General features: G+C 26.6%; 20 protein-coding genes and 1 pseudogene. 12 read left to right on the top strand and 9 right to left on the bottom strand.

Annotated features, from left to right (window positions below):
* Window positions 1-25 precede the first annotated feature (25 nt).
* The 10 genes and pseudogenes from EXC60_RS01935 to EXC60_RS06485 all read left to right on the top strand — a co-directional run bounded on the left by EXC60_RS01935 (window position 26) and on the right by EXC60_RS06485 (window position 9848).
* Window positions 26-1273 (top strand): CNNM domain-containing protein, encoded by a 1248-nt coding sequence (locus tag EXC60_RS01935; RefSeq protein WP_024544347.1) that lies wholly within the window; start codon window positions 26-28, stop codon window positions 1271-1273.
* 1 nt (window position 1274) lies between these two features.
* The gene (locus EXC60_RS01930) at window positions 1275-1997 is read left to right on the top strand and encodes a hypothetical protein (RefSeq protein WP_024544346.1); all 723 of its coding nucleotides are present in this window, start codon (window positions 1275-1277) and stop codon (window positions 1995-1997) included.
* A 128-nt stretch (window positions 1998-2125) separates the two neighbouring features.
* Window positions 2126-2608, top strand: coding sequence for a 30S ribosomal protein S6 (rpsF, locus tag EXC60_RS01925; RefSeq protein WP_024544345.1), 483 nt, complete (start codon window positions 2126-2128; stop codon window positions 2606-2608).
* 21 nt (window positions 2609-2629) lie between these two features.
* Window positions 2630-3082, top strand: coding sequence for a single-stranded DNA-binding protein (locus tag EXC60_RS01920; RefSeq protein ID WP_024544344.1), 453 nt, complete (start codon window positions 2630-2632; stop codon window positions 3080-3082).
* 15 nt (window positions 3083-3097) lie between these two features.
* A pseudogene (rpsR, locus tag EXC60_RS07040) lies at window positions 3098-3337 on the top strand (30S ribosomal protein S18); the annotation flags it as partial.
* 318 nt (window positions 3338-3655) lie between these two features.
* Window positions 3656-5626, top strand: coding sequence for a GGDEF domain-containing protein (locus EXC60_RS01910; RefSeq protein ID WP_024544342.1), 1971 nt, complete (start codon window positions 3656-3658; stop codon window positions 5624-5626).
* Window positions 5607-6044 carry a 50S ribosomal protein L9 gene (gene rplI, locus EXC60_RS01905; protein WP_024544341.1) on the top strand — a complete coding sequence of 146 codons (438 nt, stop codon included), beginning with the start codon at window positions 5607-5609 and terminating at the stop codon, window positions 6042-6044. Before EXC60_RS01910 ends, rplI begins: the two co-directional genes overlap by 20 nt.
* Before the next feature lie 14 nt (window positions 6045-6058).
* Entirely contained in the window at window positions 6059-7459 is a 1401-nt protein-coding gene (gene dnaB / locus EXC60_RS01900; protein WP_029670626.1) for a replicative DNA helicase, read from the top strand.
* The gene (locus EXC60_RS06490; protein WP_029670625.1) at window positions 7460-8578 is read left to right on the top strand and encodes a YitT family protein; all 1119 of its coding nucleotides are present in this window, start codon (window positions 7460-7462) and stop codon (window positions 8576-8578) included. It begins immediately after the preceding gene.
* Window positions 8579-8696: 118 nt separating this feature from the next.
* Complete coding sequence (locus tag EXC60_RS06485; protein WP_024544340.1) at window positions 8697-9848, top strand: YitT family protein; 1152 nt, start codon at window positions 8697-8699, stop codon at window positions 9846-9848.
* Between the two features lie 25 nt (window positions 9849-9873).
* Here EXC60_RS06485 and EXC60_RS01885 read toward each other — a convergent pair whose 3' ends face one another.
* Window positions 9874-10332 carry an RpiB/LacA/LacB family sugar-phosphate isomerase gene (locus tag EXC60_RS01885; RefSeq protein WP_024544339.1) on the bottom strand — a complete coding sequence of 153 codons (459 nt, stop codon included), beginning with the start codon at window positions 10330-10332 and terminating at the stop codon, window positions 9874-9876.
* A 4-nt stretch (window positions 10333-10336) separates the two neighbouring features.
* Entirely contained in the window at window positions 10337-10810 is a 474-nt protein-coding gene (locus EXC60_RS01880; protein ID WP_024544338.1) for an L-threonylcarbamoyladenylate synthase, read from the bottom strand.
* A 60-nt stretch (window positions 10811-10870) separates the two neighbouring features.
* Here EXC60_RS01880 and mutM point away from each other — a divergent pair, with 60 nt between their 5' ends.
* Complete coding sequence (mutM, locus tag EXC60_RS01875; protein ID WP_024544337.1) at window positions 10871-11698, top strand: DNA-formamidopyrimidine glycosylase; 828 nt, start codon at window positions 10871-10873, stop codon at window positions 11696-11698.
* A gap of 1 nt (window position 11699) precedes the next feature.
* A complete protein-coding gene (locus tag EXC60_RS01870) occupies window positions 11700-11936 on the top strand; it encodes a hypothetical protein (RefSeq protein WP_024544336.1) in 237 nt (78 codons plus the stop codon).
* A 22-nt stretch (window positions 11937-11958) separates the two neighbouring features.
* Here EXC60_RS01870 and EXC60_RS06480 read toward each other — a convergent pair whose 3' ends face one another.
* Genes EXC60_RS06480 through ybeY form a run of 7 tightly spaced genes read right to left on the bottom strand, consistent with a single transcriptional unit; the run spans window position 11959 to window position 19685 of the window.
* The gene (locus EXC60_RS06480) at window positions 11959-13530 is read right to left on the bottom strand and encodes a hypothetical protein (RefSeq protein ID WP_024544335.1); all 1572 of its coding nucleotides are present in this window, start codon (window positions 13528-13530) and stop codon (window positions 11959-11961) included.
* Between the two features lie 9 nt (window positions 13531-13539).
* On the bottom strand, window positions 13540-14382 hold the full coding sequence (locus EXC60_RS06475) for an ABC transporter permease (RefSeq protein WP_024544334.1): 843 nt from the start codon (window positions 14380-14382) through the stop codon (window positions 13540-13542).
* On the bottom strand, window positions 14375-15244 hold the full coding sequence (locus EXC60_RS01855; protein WP_024544333.1) for an ABC transporter permease: 870 nt from the start codon (window positions 15242-15244) through the stop codon (window positions 14375-14377). Before EXC60_RS01855 ends, EXC60_RS06475 begins: the two co-directional genes overlap by 8 nt.
* Entirely contained in the window at window positions 15234-16616 is a 1383-nt protein-coding gene (locus tag EXC60_RS01850; protein ID WP_024544332.1) for an ABC transporter ATP-binding protein, read from the bottom strand. The genes EXC60_RS01855 and EXC60_RS01850 overlap by 11 nt, the downstream gene beginning before the upstream one ends.
* Window positions 16617-16626: 10 nt before the next feature.
* Entirely contained in the window at window positions 16627-18342 is a 1716-nt protein-coding gene (locus tag EXC60_RS06470; protein ID WP_024544331.1) for a hypothetical protein, read from the bottom strand.
* A gap of 9 nt (window positions 18343-18351) precedes the next feature.
* Entirely contained in the window at window positions 18352-19230 is an 879-nt protein-coding gene (gene era, locus EXC60_RS01840) for a GTPase Era (RefSeq protein ID WP_024544330.1), read from the bottom strand.
* The gene (gene ybeY / locus EXC60_RS01835; RefSeq protein ID WP_024544329.1) at window positions 19230-19685 is read right to left on the bottom strand and encodes an rRNA maturation RNase YbeY; all 456 of its coding nucleotides are present in this window, start codon (window positions 19683-19685) and stop codon (window positions 19230-19232) included. Before ybeY ends, era begins: the two co-directional genes overlap by 1 nt.
* Between the last annotated feature and the right edge of the window lie 44 nt (window positions 19686-19729).

The following is a 19729-nucleotide window of genomic DNA, read 5'->3' as shown; positions in this document are numbered from 1 at the left end:
TAATACTTTATGGAGATATTTATTAATGGATCCCTTACAGATTAAATATATATGAGGAACAATCGCTTTATTAGCATTGTTAGTTTTAAGTGCAATTTTTTCTTCTTGTGAAACAGCTTATACAACGTTAAGTCCAGCAAAAATCGAGACAATGGTTGATAATAAAGAACGTGGTGCGAAATTAATTAAAAAGCATCATTTATTTTTCAACCGTACATTAAGTACAATCTTAATTGGAAACAACTTAGTTAACATTTTAGCTTCTGTTTTATTTTCTTATATGTTAAGTAGTACTGCATTATCAGGCGGTATGCAAGTTATTATTTCTACATGCGTTATGACACCAGTAATCGTTTTATTTTCTGAAGTAATTCCAAAACTTGTAGCAAAAGCACATCCTGTTGGAGTTGTTAAAACATTTTATTGATATATTGAAGCATTATATTGAATTTTCTTTCCACTAACTTATCCAATTAGTAAGATGGGCAAAAAAATTTATATTACTAACACTGAAGAAGATGTTAGAAGTTTATTAGAAGTTGCTAAAGAAGAGGGTGTTTTAGAACAAAATGAATCTTCTATGGCACAAAATGCTTTGGATTTAGATTCAACTAAAGTTTCTCAACATTACATTAAATTAAAAAATGTTGATTATATTAATTGACAATCTTCAATGCAAGAAGCATTGGATAAATTTAAAGAAACAAATTACTCACGTTTACCAATTGAGAAAGATGACAATTTAATTGGAATTTTACTTTTAAAAGACATTTTCTTTTTACAAAAAGGGAATATTATGAACTATATCAAAAATGTTCCTAATGTTTCTGCTAATTCAATTCTTTCATTAGCTTTGGAAAAAATGAGACAAGCAAGAGCACAAATGGCTTTTGTTGTTGAAAACAATAACTCAGATAAAGTAATTGGAATAATTACAATTGAGGACATTATTGAAGAAGTTGTTGGTGAAATATATGATGAATATGATACTGACGAAATGATATATGAAATAAGTCTTGAAAAGTCAAGAGCTCGTGGTAATGTTTTAATGAAAACATTGTGAAAACAACTTGAATTTGAAGAGGAATTTGATTTAACATTATCTGAAGATGAAGAAAAAATGACTCTATCTGAATGAATAGAAAAGCAATTAAATCACTCATTACGTGTTAATTCAAAATTGGAATATCAAGATAAAATCACTTTTAAAGTATTGTCTAAGAAAAATACTAAGAAAAAATATGATGTTATAGAAATTGATTGAGGAAATTAATATGGATGATTATTTTGTTCCTTTTAAAAAAAGACCAAAGATGAATTTTTCAATTTGTACAAAATATGATTCACAATTTTCTAGTTATAAAGGAATTTATTTGATTAAAATTGGTGATGAATATTATGTTGGAAAAACAAATTCTACATTTGGAAGACGGTTTTCTAACCATAGGGTATTAATAAAAAAATATCTACAAGATATAGAAACAACTGGTAGTTATAAAGAGACATTCACCTCAGGCAGATGGGATAGTAAACATTTGTATTCAAAATTTGTTATGGCGATGACTCAAAATAATATAAAAATTGAACAAATTGAGTTTTTTGTTATTGAATTTCAAAAAGAAAAGTATGATGACAAATTTTTAATGGCAAGAGAAAATTATTATATTGAACATTTTAAGAGTTATATTTATGGTATGAACCAAATTGGTATTACAATTCTGGCTCATGAAATATTATATAAATTTATATATCGTGGTATTAAACTTACTAAAAGTGATTTAGAAGAATACAAAGAAAGATTTATTCTTGATGAAAAAAAGTTTGTAAATTTTTTAAAACAAATTTATGAAAAACATTTGTTTATATATAAGTGAGTTAGATTTAATATAAGAAATGGAATTAATTTTTATAGGCACCTTTTGGAATTTGGATTTAATAAATTTCAAAGGTATGAAGATGAAATATCCGATTTTAAAGAATTGTTTTCAAACATATAAATAATAACTTATACATTTTTAATGAAATATAGTACAATAAAGAAGTTAATTAATAAAACATCTAATAATATTTTTTAACGAAGGTAAGACTCCTTGGCTATAAAGCCCAAAAGTCCAAAAGGAGAATAATGTCAAATTATGAAATTTTAATCTTAACAAAAATGGAAGTAGTTGAAGCTACTGTCCAAAAGTTTTTAACCGAAACTTTAAAAGTTAAGGATTTAAAAATTCAAAAACTTGAAAACAATGAGTTAGCTTATCCAATCAAAAAAGAAACTCATGCAAATTATTTTTTATGTAACACTAAGGCTGATCCTTCATTAATTACTGAATTAACAAGAAAACTAAACATTAAAAAAGATTTTCTAAGATATTTAGTAATTAATTTAGATTTAGAAAAAGGTTTAAAACCTAAAAAAATTAGACCTAATCGTAACTGAAGCAAAAACAAACCTCATTTTACACCAAGATCAAATAATCCTATTTCAAATTCAAATGAACAAGTTGCTAAAACTGAAAGCAATACAAAGACTATAGAACAAAAAGAAAAACCAGCTAAAAAAGTTGGAAAAACTTCTACTAAAGCTACAAAAAAAACTGACAAAGAATAATTGAAATAAAGAAGGAAATGTATGAATAAAGTACTATTAATTGGACGTTTAGCAAGTAAAGCATTTGAAGGTAAAACCACATCAAATGTTAATTATGCAAGATTTACATTAGCAGTTCCTAGACAATATCAAACACCTGCAGGTCAAGAACCAATTGTTGATTTTATACCTTGTGTTGCTTGAAGATATAATGCTGATTTTGTAAATAAATATTTAGACAAGGGTTCTTTAGTTCAAGTTGAAGGTTCATTTCAATCAAATAGAATAACTGGCAAAGATGGTCTTCCAACCAACACTTATTCTATTAATGTTGAGAGAATTGAAGCTTTAGAATCTAAAGCTGTTGTTGAAAGTAGAAAAAAAAATAGTCAAGAATTCAACATTCCTGAAGCTTCACAAATTCAAAATAATTCATCACAACCTACTGAAGATATAACTCCTTCAGATTCTATTGGTGATGAATTAGATTGATAATAGAAAGGTTATTTCATGGCACATAAAAGAATTAAAAAACTTTTTGTTCGTAGACGTCCTTGCCAATTTTGTTTGAATAGAAATAGTGCAAATAATTATATTGATTACAAAGATGAATCTGTTTTAGTTAAATTAGTTAATTTACAAGGAAAAATTCTTTCTTCACGTATTACAGGAACATGTGCAAAACATCAAAGAGCTGTATCTCTTGCAATTAAAAGAGCTAGATATGTTGGTATTTTGCCTTATGTTGGCCCATTACCAAAAAGATTTGATGAACTTAGAGCTGCTGCTATAGCTGCTAAAAAAGAATCAAGAAAAGCTTATTTTGAAAAAAATGAAGCCGATCAAACAGCTCCTAAAAAAGAACATGAAGCCAAAGTTTCTAAAGAATCTACTGAAGAAAAACCAGTTAAGAGAGTTACTAAAAAAACTATTGAAAAAAAATAAATACTCAAGTTTTATATATTAAATACACCGAGTTGGTGTATTTTTTAATATCTTGCACTTACTTTTGCATTGATAATCAATGCACATATATATTTAAATTTAATATATAATTTTATTTATATTATGAAAAAAAATAGAACATCTATATATCTTGCTATTCAATTATTGTTGTTATATTTGCTACCAACACTAATTTTTAGCATTGCAATTTTTACATTTAAAAACGTTATTTATCAAGGGCTTTTAATTTCTTCATACATAATTTGGCTTGTTGCGATTTCAATTATTGCTATGATAAATATTAAAAAATATATGCAAAATAATTTACTTGCGAACAATGGCGTGAATTATTTTATTGAAAAAGAATTATTCAAAAGTCAAATCGGTGTCATTGTGTTTTTAGATAAAGGAACAATTGTTTGAACATCAAATTTTATTGAAACTCGTTTTTCAAAAAACATTATTGGTAAGAATATTAAAGAATTATTAAATTTAGACAAATGAGATAATGAAAACTTATCTTTAGAAGTTGAAATCAAAGGGTTTAAATATGAAGTACATATTATTTTAGAAAAGAACCTTGCAATTTTTAAAGATGTCACAATTAGAGACAACATTATTAGTGACTATACTAACCAAAGAGTTGTGTTTGGTGAAATTAATATTGATAACATCAATTTATTCCAAGCATCGATGTCTGAAGATGAACTTTTTAAAGTTTATTCGATTGTAATAAACATGTTAGAAGATTTAACTAAAAAATATGACTTAATTTATAGACAATATGAAAATGGACGTTATTTTATAATAACTAATCAAGAAACTTTGGATAAATTAGAATCAGAACATTTTAGAGTTTTTGAATCATTAGGTGATGGGAAAACTGTTAATGATAATTTAATAACAGTATCTGCCGGATTTGCTTATGGTATTTATAAACTTGACACTTTAAGTTTATTAGCAAAAGAAGCGTTGTTACAATCTCAAACTCGTGGTGGTAATCAAACAACCGTTATGTCACGTGATGCAAAATCTAGACATTATGGTTCAACTTCTGAAATTAAAATTAATATTTCAAGGACTAATGTCAAATTAATTTCACAAGGATTAGTTACTAAACTTATGTCACATGACATTACAAGAGTAATTATTTATGGACATAAAAATGCTGACTTAGATGCAATAGGTTCTGCATATGGACTTTATGTTTTATCTAAAGAATATAACAAAGAAGCTTATATTCAAAATCTGACTTATGATGAAACTACTACACGTAAGGTCAATAATACTTTCACAAGTGAATTAAGAAACAACATTTTTATTTCTGCACGTAAAGCAACAAAATTGAATGATGATAACACCCTAGTTATTTTGACTGACGTTGCTGATGAAAATAGAATTGAAAACAAAAATGCATTTAAAAATATTAAGAAGAACAACATTTTTGTTATTGACCATCATAGGATTTTAAGAAATCCTACATTTTTAAGTAGCAATAATTTATATATTGACTCTTCAGCATCTTCAGCATCTGAAATAGTTACTGAGATTATTGCCTTAACAAACAATAAAAATAAAATAAATAAAACTGCAGCACAATTTTTATTAGATGGTATTTATTTGGATACTAGTATGTTTCAAAAGCATACTTCTTCGAAAACATTTTATGCTTGCTCATTGCTAGAAGAATGAGGGGCAGATGCTCAAAAATCAACAATTAGTTTAAAAATGAGTGAAGAAATTTATGACAAAGTTGCTCAGCTTAAAAGCAATATGCAAGAAATTAAACCCGGTTATTTTCTATCTTATGCTGATATTGAGGCATCAAATGATATTATTGCAATTGCTGCTGAAGAAATTTTAAGAGTGGAAGGTAGAAAAGCTGCTTTTGTTGTTGGTAAATTAGAAGGTACAAATAGATATAAACTATCTGCAAGAGGTTTAGACACTAATGTTCAAGTAATTGCAGAAGCAGTTAATGGTGGTGGACATTTTGGAGCCGCGGCCGCAGAAAGTTCGGAACCATTAGAAGTTTTTGTTGACAATATTAAACAAGCAATCGTGAGTGTGAAAAATGAAAGTAATAATAATTAAGAATTTTAAAGAATATAAAGTTAATGAAATAATTGAAGTTTCAGATGGTTATGCTAAAAACTTTTTGATAAAAAATGGTTATGCACAGCCTATTAATAAGCAAACTTTGGCAAATTTAGATCGTGTCAAAGAAAATATAAAAAAAGATTACGAAGAACAAGTAAAACTTGCTAATGACAAAAAACAAGAAATTGAAAAAATAACCTTGAATTTTACTTTAAAAGCAAATGGAAATATAGTGCATGGTTCAATTACAACTACTGCAATTGAAAAGGAATTATTAAAACACAATATTAAATTACCAAAAAACTCAATTGAGGTTGTAACATTAAACACATTTGGTCAACACTATGTCACAATAAAATTGCATGATGCTGTAAAAGCAATGCTAAAGATAATAATTACAGAAAATAAATAATTTATAGGAGAGCAATGTCAGCAAATAGTATTAAAGAAGATGCTATTTTAAACAATGAAATTAGCTTCTTAGGGCTTTTATTACGTGAAGAAAAGGCATTTAATGAAATTTCAGAAATTATTAAACCTGAAATGTTTCATTTTCCGCAAAATAGAGTTTTGTACCAAGCTATTTGTGATGTACAACTCTCATCATCTAAATTTGATGTTTCGAATTTAATAAGTTATATTGAAGAAAAAAAACTTGCACCACAAATTTCAATTTTAGGAAAAACTGCTTTTGAATATATTGAATGATTAATTCAAAATGGTGGATATTATGCAGAACTTGATACTTATGCTAAAAAAATAATTGACCAATTTAAAACAGAAAAAATTCTTACACTTCTTAACAATAATATTGACATTATTAATAACAAGTCTTTTGACATTGGAGATCTTATTAATGAAATTCAACTTTCTTTAATAAATATTGATGTATCTGAAGTCAATTCAGCATACACAACCTTAAAAGAAGAAGCAGATGAGTTTGTTTCAAAAATAATCAATCACGATGAGAATGACAAAACTGGTCTTAAATTTGGATTTCCTGAACTTGATGCTATCTTATTGGGTGTAAATCCTGGTGATTTAATTATCATTGGAGCTAGACCTTCAGTTGGAAAAACTGCTTTTGCTTTGAACATAGCAAACAAAGTAAGTAGTTACGAAGGACATAATGTTTTATTTTTTTCATTGGAAATGACAACTCAACAACTTGTTCAAAGAATAATTTCTATTGAAACAATTATTCCGATCACTTCCCTAAGAACTGCAAGACTTAAAAAGGACGAATGAGGTCAATTGCAATGAGCTTTACAATCATTCGGAAAAAGAAATTTATATTTTAACGATAAATCAGCATTAACTATTTCAGACATTTCAACATTAGCAAAACGTTTTGCACGGAATAAACAAATAGATTTAATTATTGTTGATTATTTACAGTTAATTAGTGATAGTACAAGATCAAGGAATGATAATAGACAACTAGAAGTTGCAAAAATTTGTCGTACATTAAAACAACTTGCTCGTGAATTAAAATGTCCAATCATTGCATTAAGTCAATTAAGTAGAAATGTTGAAAAAAGAGAAGATAAAATTCCTGTTATGAGTGATTTAAGTGAATCGGGAAAAATTGAAGCAGATGCTGATGTTGTTTTATTTTTGCATAGAGATGATTATTATCAAAAAAAGAAAATGGTTAATGAAGACGGAAGCGAAGATAAACCAACTACATTACCTACAAATGTTGTAGTTGCAAAAAATAGAAATGGTGCTACTGGTATGATAAGTTTAATTTTTGAAGCTAAAACCAACAGGTTTTATTATGCCGCAAGAGATATAAACAACAATAAATTAAGGAGAGATGAATAGATGCAAGAAAACAAAGACATTAAAAAACAAAAAAGAAAACAAAAAAATCTAGAGCTTACTGCAACATTAAATCCAAATAAAGTTAATCTACTTAATATATGAAAAAAATATCCTAAAAAAGTTTTATGGATGTTTGTTAGTGCGTTTTTATACAATATTGCCATTGCAGTATTTTTAAAAAAAGCAGCTACTATCGCATCCGGCACCTCATCATTCGCTCAAATTATTACATTTTTAGCACCAACCACTGAACATTTCTATGGGATATTTTATGTTTTGGTTAATTTACCATTAATGTTTATTTTTTGACGAAAAAATCCGCGAATGTTTATGGTCTTAACGTATTATTGAATGTTATTCCAGATACTAGTTCAATTGATTTTTATTAATTACAATAACAATAGTCCAATTGTTAAGTTTATTGATAATTATTTAACCATTTATAAACCTTATGGTAACAATTCATATTGAGACCCATTTGGTAGAGAAGATCGTATGTTTGGCCCTGTTTGAAATAAAGAAACATGACCCATATTGGTATATGCCTCACTTGGGGGTATTTGTGAAGGATTTGCCTCAGTTATTGCATGAAGACAAAGAGGATCAATAGGAGGTACATCTGTTATCTCAAACTATATTGCTTACAAAACTAAAAAACCTGTTGGGAATGTTTTTTTAATTGTCGCTATATGTTTTTCATCATTCTCAACAATAATTATTGGTTCTTTAGAAGCGGCAGGAATGGTTGCAAAACACCCTTGACGTGGTGAACAATTCATTATGAGAATTATGGGAACAGTAATTTATTTAATTTTATTTACTGTGATTGTTAATAAATTCTATCCAAAATACAAAAAAGTTAAGGTTGAAATTTATACTTCAAAAGTTGATTGAGTTTGTGAACACTTTAAGAAAATTGGATATATTCACTCATATAATATTTTTTATGGAATTAGTGGATATTTCCATAATGAATTTGCAAAAATTGAAACAATTGCCTTATATTTAGAAAAAGATTGACTTTTTGAAGAGGTCAAAAAAGTTGATTCTAAAGCCTGAATTTGTACATCAAATATTCATGATTTAAATGGTGAATTTGACACCTCATCAGTCGATTAAAGTACCTTACTTTTTTAAACATTGATTATAATTAGATAGGTTAAAAGTTATCTATCTAATTTTTAATTGTCAAATTTTAGATTTGTGTTAATATATACATGAAAATTAGGAATTATATATGCAAGAAGACTTTCAAAAACAAGATGAAAAACAACAAGAAGATGTTGTTTCAAAGAAAAAATTTAAACAACCAAAAGTTGCCTTTGATTTAAATCCTTTTAAGGTTAATTTTTTTAATGTTTGAAAGAAATTTCCAAAAAAAGTTGCTTTTATCTTTCTATCTGCACTTTTATATAACATTGGGGTTGCAACTTTTTTAGCAAAAGCAGCAACTGTTGCTTCAGGTGTTTCTGCTTTGGCACAAGGATTAACATATACTGTTAGTCAAACTGCACCTTATTTTGCATATATTTATTTAGCATTAAATTTACCTTTTATGATTGCATTTTGAAAGAAAAATCCACGGATTTTTATGATTCTGACAATGTATTGATTATTGTTTCAAGTTTTAATACAAAGTCTTTTATTAATTAAACCCGTTGGGGATATGTTTGATAATATTTCAATTTATTATGTAAATTGAACAAAAGGTGCAACTTATAAGTTAATTCCATGAAATGTTTATGGTGTGTATAAAAACTTTACTCCTACTCCTTCAGGTTTTTCAAATCCTACGTGACCTATAATAATTTATTCATTAATTGGTGCTGTTTGTGCTGGTGCTGCTGCTGGAATTGCATGAAAAAATTCAGGTTCTACTGCTGGAAGCGACATTATTGTTTATTATGTATCACGTGTTAAAAAGCAAAGTATTGGATTTATTTCCACAATTGTTGCCTTAATATTTGCTGCAGTTTCAATTGTTTTAATTGGCCTTTTAGAATTCTTTGGTGTAAATGAAAAAAAATCATGAAATCCTGGAGCTTTCTTAGTAAGAACTATTTCTACAGTTTTATATATCTTTGTTTACAATGGTTTTCTTGAAGTTATTTATCCAAAATATCGCAAGATTAAAATTACAATTTATACCAAAAAAGCTGAACTTATTATTGCTCATTTAAAAGCTATTAATTATTGACATGGATATAATTATTCAACTGTTACAAGTGGATACAACAATCAAGGAACAGTAAAAATTGAAACTCTTGCATTGTATCTAGAACAAAATCATATTAAAAACGAAATTTTGAAAATTGACCATGATGCTTGAATTACTATTTCAACAATTTCTCGCATTATTGGAAAGTTTGATACTTCGAAAGTTGATTAAAAATTAAAAGTAGGGTGTCCTACTTTTAATTTTCACCGACTGTATTTAATGTTTCAATACGCGAATCGTGTCTGCCACCTTCATATTCAGTAGTTTCTCAAATATGAAACATTTTTACTGCATCTTTAGCATTAATTAATCTTCCACCAAAACACAAAATATTTGCATTGTTATGTAACTTTGCAAGCCTTGCTTCTTCTTCGCTAGTTACTCTTGCACATATAATTGTTTTGAAACGATTTAATGCAATGCTAATTCCAATACCTGAACCACATAATGCGACATATAAATGTTTATTTTTCTCTTTATCTGCTATATATTGTTTTGCAAATTGAATTCCTATTTCGGCATATGAAGTCTTAGTTTCTGCATTGGTTGCTCCTTCGATCACAACTTTATAACCTTCATTTTCTAATATTTTTGCAATTTCAATTTTTGTATCATAACCAGCATGATCACTTGTTAAATAAACAGTCTTTTTCATATTTTTATCCTTCTCTTAAAATTTTATTATCCTCAGCTCTTATTATTTTGCTAGGTTTTTGAGACATTTTTCCAAAGTTATATACATTTTTAATTTCTGGGAATATCTTTTTAGCTTTTTCAATACTATCACAAACAGGCTCATTTGAAATGTTACAACTTGTCATATAAATTGGCCCGTTATACTCTAAATATTCTAATAATTTTAATTGATTTGGCATTCTAAAACCTTGATTGTTAACTACGATTGTCGTTGCACCAGGTCAATATTTTTTTGCTAATTCTTCCGCTTTTTGATTTCATTCGCTAAATTTTCTAGCTTGTTCAATTGATGCAACAAGAATAATCAATTTTTTATTAGGATCTCTCTTTTTAATTTCAAAAATTAATTTTTTTGTATCTTCTGACACTCTTCCACCAAGTCCAAGCACCGTGTCAGTGGTTGAAATTATTAGATTATCAAATTTACTATTTTTCATCTACTTTATTGTAGCATTTTGAGTCAATAACATATCATTATTTATGTATAATTACTAATCATGCCTGAATTACCTGAAGTCAAAGTTGTTGTTAGCAAACTTAATGAGTATGTTACTAACAAAACTATAAAAGATATCATCATTTATAAAGAAAAATTGTTTAAGGAATTCGATCCTTCTTTTTTTATTCGAAATTTAATTGGAAAAACTATTAAATCAATTACACAAAGAGGAAAATTAATCATTTTTAATTTATCAGATAATACCTATTTATATTCACATTTAAGAATGGAAGGTAAGTATAGTATTGTTAATGATGGTAAGATTAGCATAAGAAATTTAGTAGTCAGATTCATTTTTATTGATAATACTGAATTAGATTATCATGATAGTAGACTTTTTGGAACATTTCATATTAGATGTGATTTAACTAAAAGCTTACCTCAGCCTTATGTAAATATTGCTTTAGAACCTAAAGATGTTGACCCAAAAGATGTTTTTAACAAATTTCAAAAATCAAAAACCGCTATTAAAACTAAATTATTAGATCAAAGTATTATGTCTGGAATTGGAAATATTTATGCAGATGAAATACTTTTTAAAACAAAAATTAATCCTTTAATGCCATCAAACAAGCTTAGCTTAGAACAAGTTAAGTTAATATTAAATGCAGCTATTGAAATACTTGACAAGTCATATAAAAATGGAGGGACAACCATCCATAGTTTTAAAAGTTTGAATAATGTGATAGGGAGCTATCAAGATTATCTAATGATACATAATGACAAAATCAAGTACTGCAAAATTTGCAAAACACCTATTAAGAAAATTTTTGTAAATAAAAGAGGGACATATTTTTGTCCAACATGTCAAAAAGAGAGCAAATAATATGCGTTGATTTAATAATAAACTTGATTTACATGGTGCTAATATAAACAAAGCAACTTCTATGGTATTAAACAAATTTTATGATTTTGATAGTTATGATTACGAAGATGAACTTGTAATTGTTTGTGGTAGAGGCACAGGAGCTTTGATTTTATTAGTAGAACAATTACTTAATGAAAATTCTTATAAATATGATTATGAATTAAATAACTACACTTTTTATATTTGAAAAAAATAAAAAGCCATCTTATATAAATTAGCTAAGACTTAGTCTTTTCAAAATAATAAGATGCAATTTTTGTTCTTAAATTTGAATTTACAATAGGATAATGCTCAACATTATAATTTCCATTGCTTTCAGGTTGTTCATAAATTTGTAAAGCATATGGATCATTTTTAAAATATCATTTTTTAATAAATTCGTATGTTAATTTATCAACTGGAGTGTAAGAAACATAATCAAAATTGCTAATTTCTCCAAGATTTGTTTCTTCAAAATATTCTTTGAATAGATCATCAAACATATTACCATTATGGTAGTTCAAAATACTTTCAATTTTTGAATAATCAGCGTTTTTAACAATTGAAACAAATTCTTCAATTTTGTTCGGTGTAAAAACATTTTTTTCAATTTCTTCTTTAATAGTTTTTTCAGTCAATTTGTTAGATAGAAAAGAAAATATGTCTTTAATATATTTATTTTCATTGTGCAAATTATTTATATCATTTGACATATAAATATTTTTTGCTAATACATCTAATATTGAAGATGTTTGTGAGGAATTTAAAGTCTTTGAAAGAACTCAACAGTCCATTAATAAATAATTATCCTTAGGTCTTACAAATCCAATTTTCCCCTCTTTTGTAGAAGAAAAATTATCCTTAGAGTAATATGCATCTAATGCATCTCCATTATATAAAACGGCTGCATCACTTCTTTTTTCTTTAGACTCTATTAAATGATTTAAAAGTTCAAGTCCGTCACCACTAAAGAAATTATATTCAGTATCTTTTATCGAATGGCCACCAATTTCTTCAACAAACTTAACGAAATTGTCTATTGCTTCTTTGTAATTTGAACTATCAAAAACATTAAATGGATTTTTGTTTGCAAAGATTGAGCCAATCATTAAATTATCATAATAAGCATTTGTTCAACCAAATCTTTGATAATTATGTTCTTTTAAAATTTCAAAAATTTGTTGGAAACTAAAATATCCACTATTAAATTTTGAATTTAATCCATTCGGGTTAATATGTTGTCTATAACTTGTGTCAATGTTATATGCAATTCCTTTATCTTGTGAATAATAAGGAAGTATATATTCATAAAAATGGTCAGGCTTTAAATCACCATCAACATCATATTCATGATTATTTAAAATTTTTGCAAATTTATTATTAGTTAGCCCTTTTTTTATTGTGTCATAAATTGCTTTATCAAATTTTTCAATATGCCTAACCATATCATTTCGATATAGGTTTTTGCGGACATTTCAATCATTACTATTTTTGCCATAAATTTGTTCAAAATTTATTTTCTTTATTTTGTTGTCAATTATTAATTGAGCAGCCTGAAAATCACTACCTATACCTGCAATAGCTTTTTCAGCATATAATGCTTGAGAAAATTCATTTATTTCTTTAAATTCTTTGTAGTTATAGTGCTTTTTAATGTTGTTTATTATTTTAGGAGCAAGATATGATTCATAATTGTAAATACTCGGTCTATACCCAACAGTGCATTTTATTATGAAAAAAACTATGAAACCAAGTAATATTGTTGCAAGTATAATCACTCAAAGTAATGCCTTAAAACTCTTATTTCTCAATTCATAAACCTACTTTACTTTGCTATTTATTTTAGCCATTGATAATTTTTTGTTTCTTGCATTTTGCCCAGTTTTGTAAGCAGCATAAATTGTGTTTCCAAAGATAACTATAATTAAGGAAATTGCACCAATTGCAAGTGATCATGCTTGAAATTGTCCTTCATATAGTTGTGTTCCTAAAGTTTCAGTGTTTGAAACAATTCTAGTGATGATAAAGTCATCAAACGATAGTGTCATTGTAATAACGAAAGTAAATCCAATTGTTCCTAGCATATATGTGAAATATGTTTTAAATCAAGTTTTAAATTTAGAATATCCTAAATCTTGACTTGCTTCAAATATGTTTTTTGAAAACTTGTCACTTTTAGGCAACATTATTAAAATACCATAAGGTAAACACATAACACTATGAGCAATTATTGCTCTAAAAAAACCTTCGTTTGTTGCTTTTAGAGTTCCAATGAAAATTAAGTTTAAAACAATTGCAAGTGTAAGCCCGGTAATAACATCAGGATTTATTAGTGGAATATTTGAGGTACCTTGAACGAATGTTCTAATAGTTCTATTTTTTTGTCTTCATAAAGCAAAAACTGTAATTAAAGATAGAACTATAACAATAATTGATGTAGTAAATCCTAATAAAAATGAATTTACAAATGCTAAGCTATGTGATTTTGAAAAAAGTTCTTTGTAAGCAGATCATGAAGTTCTATTTCAAGTTGTTACTGAAAAAACTCCTTTAGCAGAAGGCTCATTAAAACTATAAATTAGTCCAAAAAATATTGGGATATAAAGTAATAATAAAATTACTATTATGTAAGAATATCTTAAAAAAGACTTAAATTTATTCATATGAACCTCCTTGTTTATATTTACTTATTAAATAAGGAATACCATAAATTAATCCATATAGTGATAATAACAACACCATTGTAATAATAACTAAGGTTGATGCAGATGCTAAATCAAAAGGATTTACTGTATTTGCAAATTGATTAATTAAGTTACCAATTAGTTGTTTTTGACTACCATTTGGCAATAATTTATCTGAAATAATAATAGATGTTGACGACATCATTAAAATAATTCCAAATCCACTTAATATGCCTTTATAGCAATAAGGAATAATAACTTTTAATGCAGTTTTAAACTTAGAATATCCTAAATCTTGACTTGCCTCAATGATATTCTTGGGCATATCTTTTAGAATTTGATAAATTGGAATAATCATAAAAGGTAAATATAAATAAACCATTCCAAAAATCATAAATGCATAATTATTTAAACTATTTTCATCAAATATTGCAGAAAATAAACCCCTAATAGCTAGTGCTTTTGAGATTGTAAAAATAGCTAATGGGCTTATTGCTAATGAGAGACCCAAGATTTTAAATGTTGCATTTGTTTTTGTCAAAATATAAGCATAAGGAAAACCTATAAAAAATGCAAACGTTGCAGCGAGCAGGCCAGTTCATAAAGACCTAAACATTATATTTCATGTTTGCTTTTTACCAATAATTTCTCAATTTTCTAAATGTGTTTGTCCATTTAATGGTTTAAATGCATAATAAAATATTAATATCATCGGTAAGATAATAAAAATTGTTGCAAAAATAATATATGGAGTAATTAAAGAAATTTTTCACTTTGAATTGCTTTCAATAATTCTCTTTTTAGGAGATGAAAGATTCATTTTATTTAACTTAGATGCCATCATTTGAAACCTCCTCTTTTTCTTTTTTCATCAAATGAATAGCATCAATATCTCAATCTAAATGGATTTGTGTTCCCTCTTCATATTTGTTTGGAGTTTCAATTAGAACATTTGTGCCTTTTACATCTATTTCGTAGTTATAGTAGCTTCCTCTATAAGTTGCTTTTGTAATAATTCCTGATAGTTTAGCTTTTGATGCGTATTTAGTAACATTAATATCTTCAGGGCGAATTAGAGCATCAACTATTTCATTGACTGCAAATTCTGTGTGAATAGTGTCAAATGTTTTGTTTAGAAATTTAACTTTTCCCTCTTTAAGGAAAGTAGCATCAAAAAAGTTCGAATCACCAATAAAATTGGCAACTCACTTGTTTTTAGGATAATCATAAAGTTGTTTTGGATCACAAAACTGCTCAACACGACCATCACGGATAACAGCAATTTTGTCGCTTAATTGTAATGCTTCATTTCTATCATGTGTAACAAAAATAAATGTTAGTTTTAATTGTTGTTGAATTTCTCTTAAAAAGCGTTGCATTCTTTCACGAATCTTAGCATCAAGCGCACTCAAAGGTTCATCAAGTAGTAAAATTTCTGGTTCAATAACTAAAGAACGTGCTAAGGCGACACGTTGTTTCATCCCACCAGACAAGGAATTAACATTTTTCTTTTCATTTCCAGAAAGTCCAACTAATTCCATAATATTTTTAACTTCAACATCCATTTCTTTGTTGGTTATTGGACGAGTCAAGTGAGCTTTTTCATATGATTCTGTTTTTAAATCAGAATAATTTTCTCAATAAGAATATTTAAAATCCATATTGTCGATAATTGCTTGCAACCTATCACTTTTTGCTTGCAGTTTTTCTGTTTGATTTTTTGCAGCATTATTCTTTTTAATTTGATTTTCATATTGCAACATTAATTTATCAAGTTTTTTCATTTCTTGTGTTGCTTTTTTATTTCAAAGATTTTGTTTAGCCTTTAATCTAACTTCAAATTGTTTATTTATATTTTCACGTGGAAGTCTTTTTAATCTAAGCCCATATTTAATGTTATTTTCTACATTTAGGTGTGGAAAAAGAGCATAGTCTTGAAAAATAGTAGAAACATTTCTCTTGTATGGTTCTAAATCTTTAATATCTTTACCATTAAATTTAACTTCACCACGAGTAACTCACTCAAATCCTCCAATTATTCTTAAAATGGTAGTTTTTCCAGAACCCGAAGGACCTAACAAAGTAACAAATTCACCTCTATTTATTTTTAAATTAACATTATCTAAAACTGTTTTATCTTCAAATTCTTTAACTATGTCTACAAGCTCAATAATGGGCGCTGTTTCTTGATTTACAATTTTCTTTCTTTCCATTTTTTCTCCTTTATGATTTTGTTTTGTTGTAGTAATAATCTATAATTGCTGTTCTTAATTTTAAATTAATGGGTTGGTAAATTTGATGAATAACACCATTTTTATTAGATATTTCAAAAATTTCATTTGCCTTTTTATCTTCTTCAAAACCTTCTTTTCTAAAATAGTATTTTTTAATAAATTTATTCATTTCAAAATAAGGAGGTGTGTAGTTTACTGCATTGAAATTGTCAATAGCATGATTAAATCCAAAATTTTCTGAAAAAACGTCTCTAAATTCATCATAAATTTTCTTAAATTTTTCACTTTCAATATTGTCTTCAACATCAATTGGTGTATCAGTATTTTTATTTTTAAATAAAGCTTCTAAAAATTCATCTTTTCTTTCAGGGAAATCTTTGATAAGTTGTTCATAAATTGTTTTAAAGTAAGCTTGTTCAAATTCTTTTTCTTTTCATTTATAACCAGTAAAAGCATTTTCTTTAAGAAAGTTCATTAGTTTATCAGTTTGTTGATCATTTACATTGTTTGACACCATTCAAGCATCTAAAAGCAAATAATTATTTTTTGGTCTAACAATATCAATTTCTTTACGATCTTCCAAATTAGCAAAATTATCATTTGCATAATATGAATCTAACGAATCGCCATTATACATGATTGAAATGTCAGGTTTTGAAGGTTTTGGTTCGATAATATCATTAACAAGTTCAAGACCATCGGTTGTTAGTTTATTATGCCTTGTATCTTTAATACTATAACCAGTTGATTTTTGTACAAATTCTAAAAAATAATCAAATATTTTTTTGTAATTATCTTCAGTTATTTCACTTACTTTATTGTGATTTATAAAGTTTTCTTTATTTTCTTCAGTTGCATAAAATTGACCAATCATTGCATTATCTAAATAAGAATTAGTTCAATTTGTATATGAATAATTATGTTTTTGCACTAATGTTTGAATAATTTCTAATCACTTAGTTTTACCTTGCAAATTGCTTGCAATTTCTTCAACATTTTTTATGTTTGGTCTATATTTAGGATTTTTATTATATGCAATAACTTTGTCTTGCAAAAGATAAGGAATTAAAAATTGGTAAAAATGATCTATTCCTTCTTTTGAATCTGCTTCAAAACCTAATATTCTTCCTGAATTGGTGTCTTGATTTTCATAATATAGATATGGTGTTATTAAATTACCATTTCGATATCTTTTAATTTCATTTTTAGGATTAATTTGTTTAATTAATTCATAAATTTTTTCTTCATAGGCATCTAGATGATTACGTAAAATAGGTTCATAAAGTTCATAAATTCTTTGTTTTAAAAGAAACCTTTTATTAGGATCATTATTTTTTTCATCATCTTTTAGTTCGCTAGGCAAATCAAAAACTTTATTTAAGTTTAATTTTTTAACTTTTCCTTCAATAACAAGTTGTGCAATTTGATGATCCGACCCAACACCTGCAACTGCTTTATTATTATTTATAGCTTTAGTAAATTCATTTATTTCACTAAATGTATGATATGAATATTCTGTCTTAATCTTCGAAATAACACTTCTACTTAAATAAGATTCATAGTTATAGATGCTTACTTTGAACGGATTTGAAACACGTATTATTAATATTCAAATAAAAATAATGAAAAGAAAAGCCATCAATATAGACAGCAAAATTATTTTTATTGTATGTAATGGGAGTGACCTAACTCTATTTTTTTTCATCCGATTATCCTAATATCCTAACTTTTTAATTTTATTTTCATCATTTACTCAATCTTCACTAACTTTTACACCTATATTTAAAAAGATTCTTGAGTTAAATATTCTTTGCATTTTTTGGCGCGCATCTATTGAAATATTTTTAATCATAGAAGCATTTTTTCCTATTAATATACCCTTTTGTGACTCTTTTTTGACATAAATTGTCGCATATATTTCGAATAAATTTTCTTGTTCTTTAAAGTCATCAATTTCAACTGCTATTGAATGAGGAAGTTCATCATATAGTTTGCTTAAAGCAGATTCTCTTATTATCTCTTTTGCAAGAAAACGCATACTACTATCTGTAAATATATCATCTTCAAATTCTACTTCTTGTTCGATTGCATATTTTTTAATTTCATTTAGTAAATCAATATAGCTTTGGTCATAATCAAAACCAACTCCAAAAATGTCTTTTATACCCATTTTCTTTAATGTTTCAATTTTATTATTCATCAAACTTTTATCTTTTGCAAGATCAATTTTAGTTAAAACAATAATAGTTGGAGTTTTTGTTTCTTTAACTAAATTCAAAATATAATTATCACCCCTACCAAATTCATCATTTGCTGGAGTTAAAAATAAAATAAGATCAGCTGATTTTAATGATTCAATAGCTTTCTGATTTAGTCTTCTTGATAACAAATTTTGCCCTTTATGCATCCCTGGTGTATCTAAAAAAACTAATTGATATTCATCATCATTATAAATTCCTTTTATTTGGTCGCGTGTAGTTTGAGCAAATTTTGAAACAATCGCAACTTCATAATTTAGAATCTTATTTAATAATGTACTCTTTCCAACATTAGGCCTTCCAATAAGTAATACTGTACAAGTTTTTTTATTCATTATTTACTCCTAGTTATATTCATTTTTCTCATAATATTTTCTACATGTTCATTCATAATTTTTGCTTCCTCTTCTGTTTGATGGTCATATCCTAACAAATGTGCAATTCCATGCGTAAAAATATAGCAAAATTCACGTTTAATTGAGTGATTTAAATTTTTTGCTTGTTTCTTAATTTTTCAAGGGGAAATTATTATTTGTCCTAAGGGAATTGTGTCTAAAAAAGAAAATTCTAAATTTGATTCAAAAGGAAAGCTTAAAACATCTGTAACATAGTTTTTATTTCGATAAAGTTTATTTAATTTCTTCATTTTAGGTGCTACAACAAAAAGTAGGTCAACTTCAATGAACTTATCTAGATTAAATTCCTTAATAGCTTCATCTAAAATATTCTTAAATTCAGTTAAGAACTTGAACTTATGGAAGCTCTCATTTTTAAAAACTAAATTATTCATACGCAATATTATAAAGTAATATATAAAAAATTTATATATTAGAA

This window comes from Metamycoplasma salivarium (assembly GCF_900660445.2).
Classification (GTDB): Bacteria; Bacillota_I; Bacilli_A; order Mycoplasmatales; family Metamycoplasmataceae; genus Metamycoplasma; species Metamycoplasma salivarium.
Note: the sequence above shows the minus strand (reverse complement) of the source record. Positions and strands in the feature narration are given on the sequence as shown.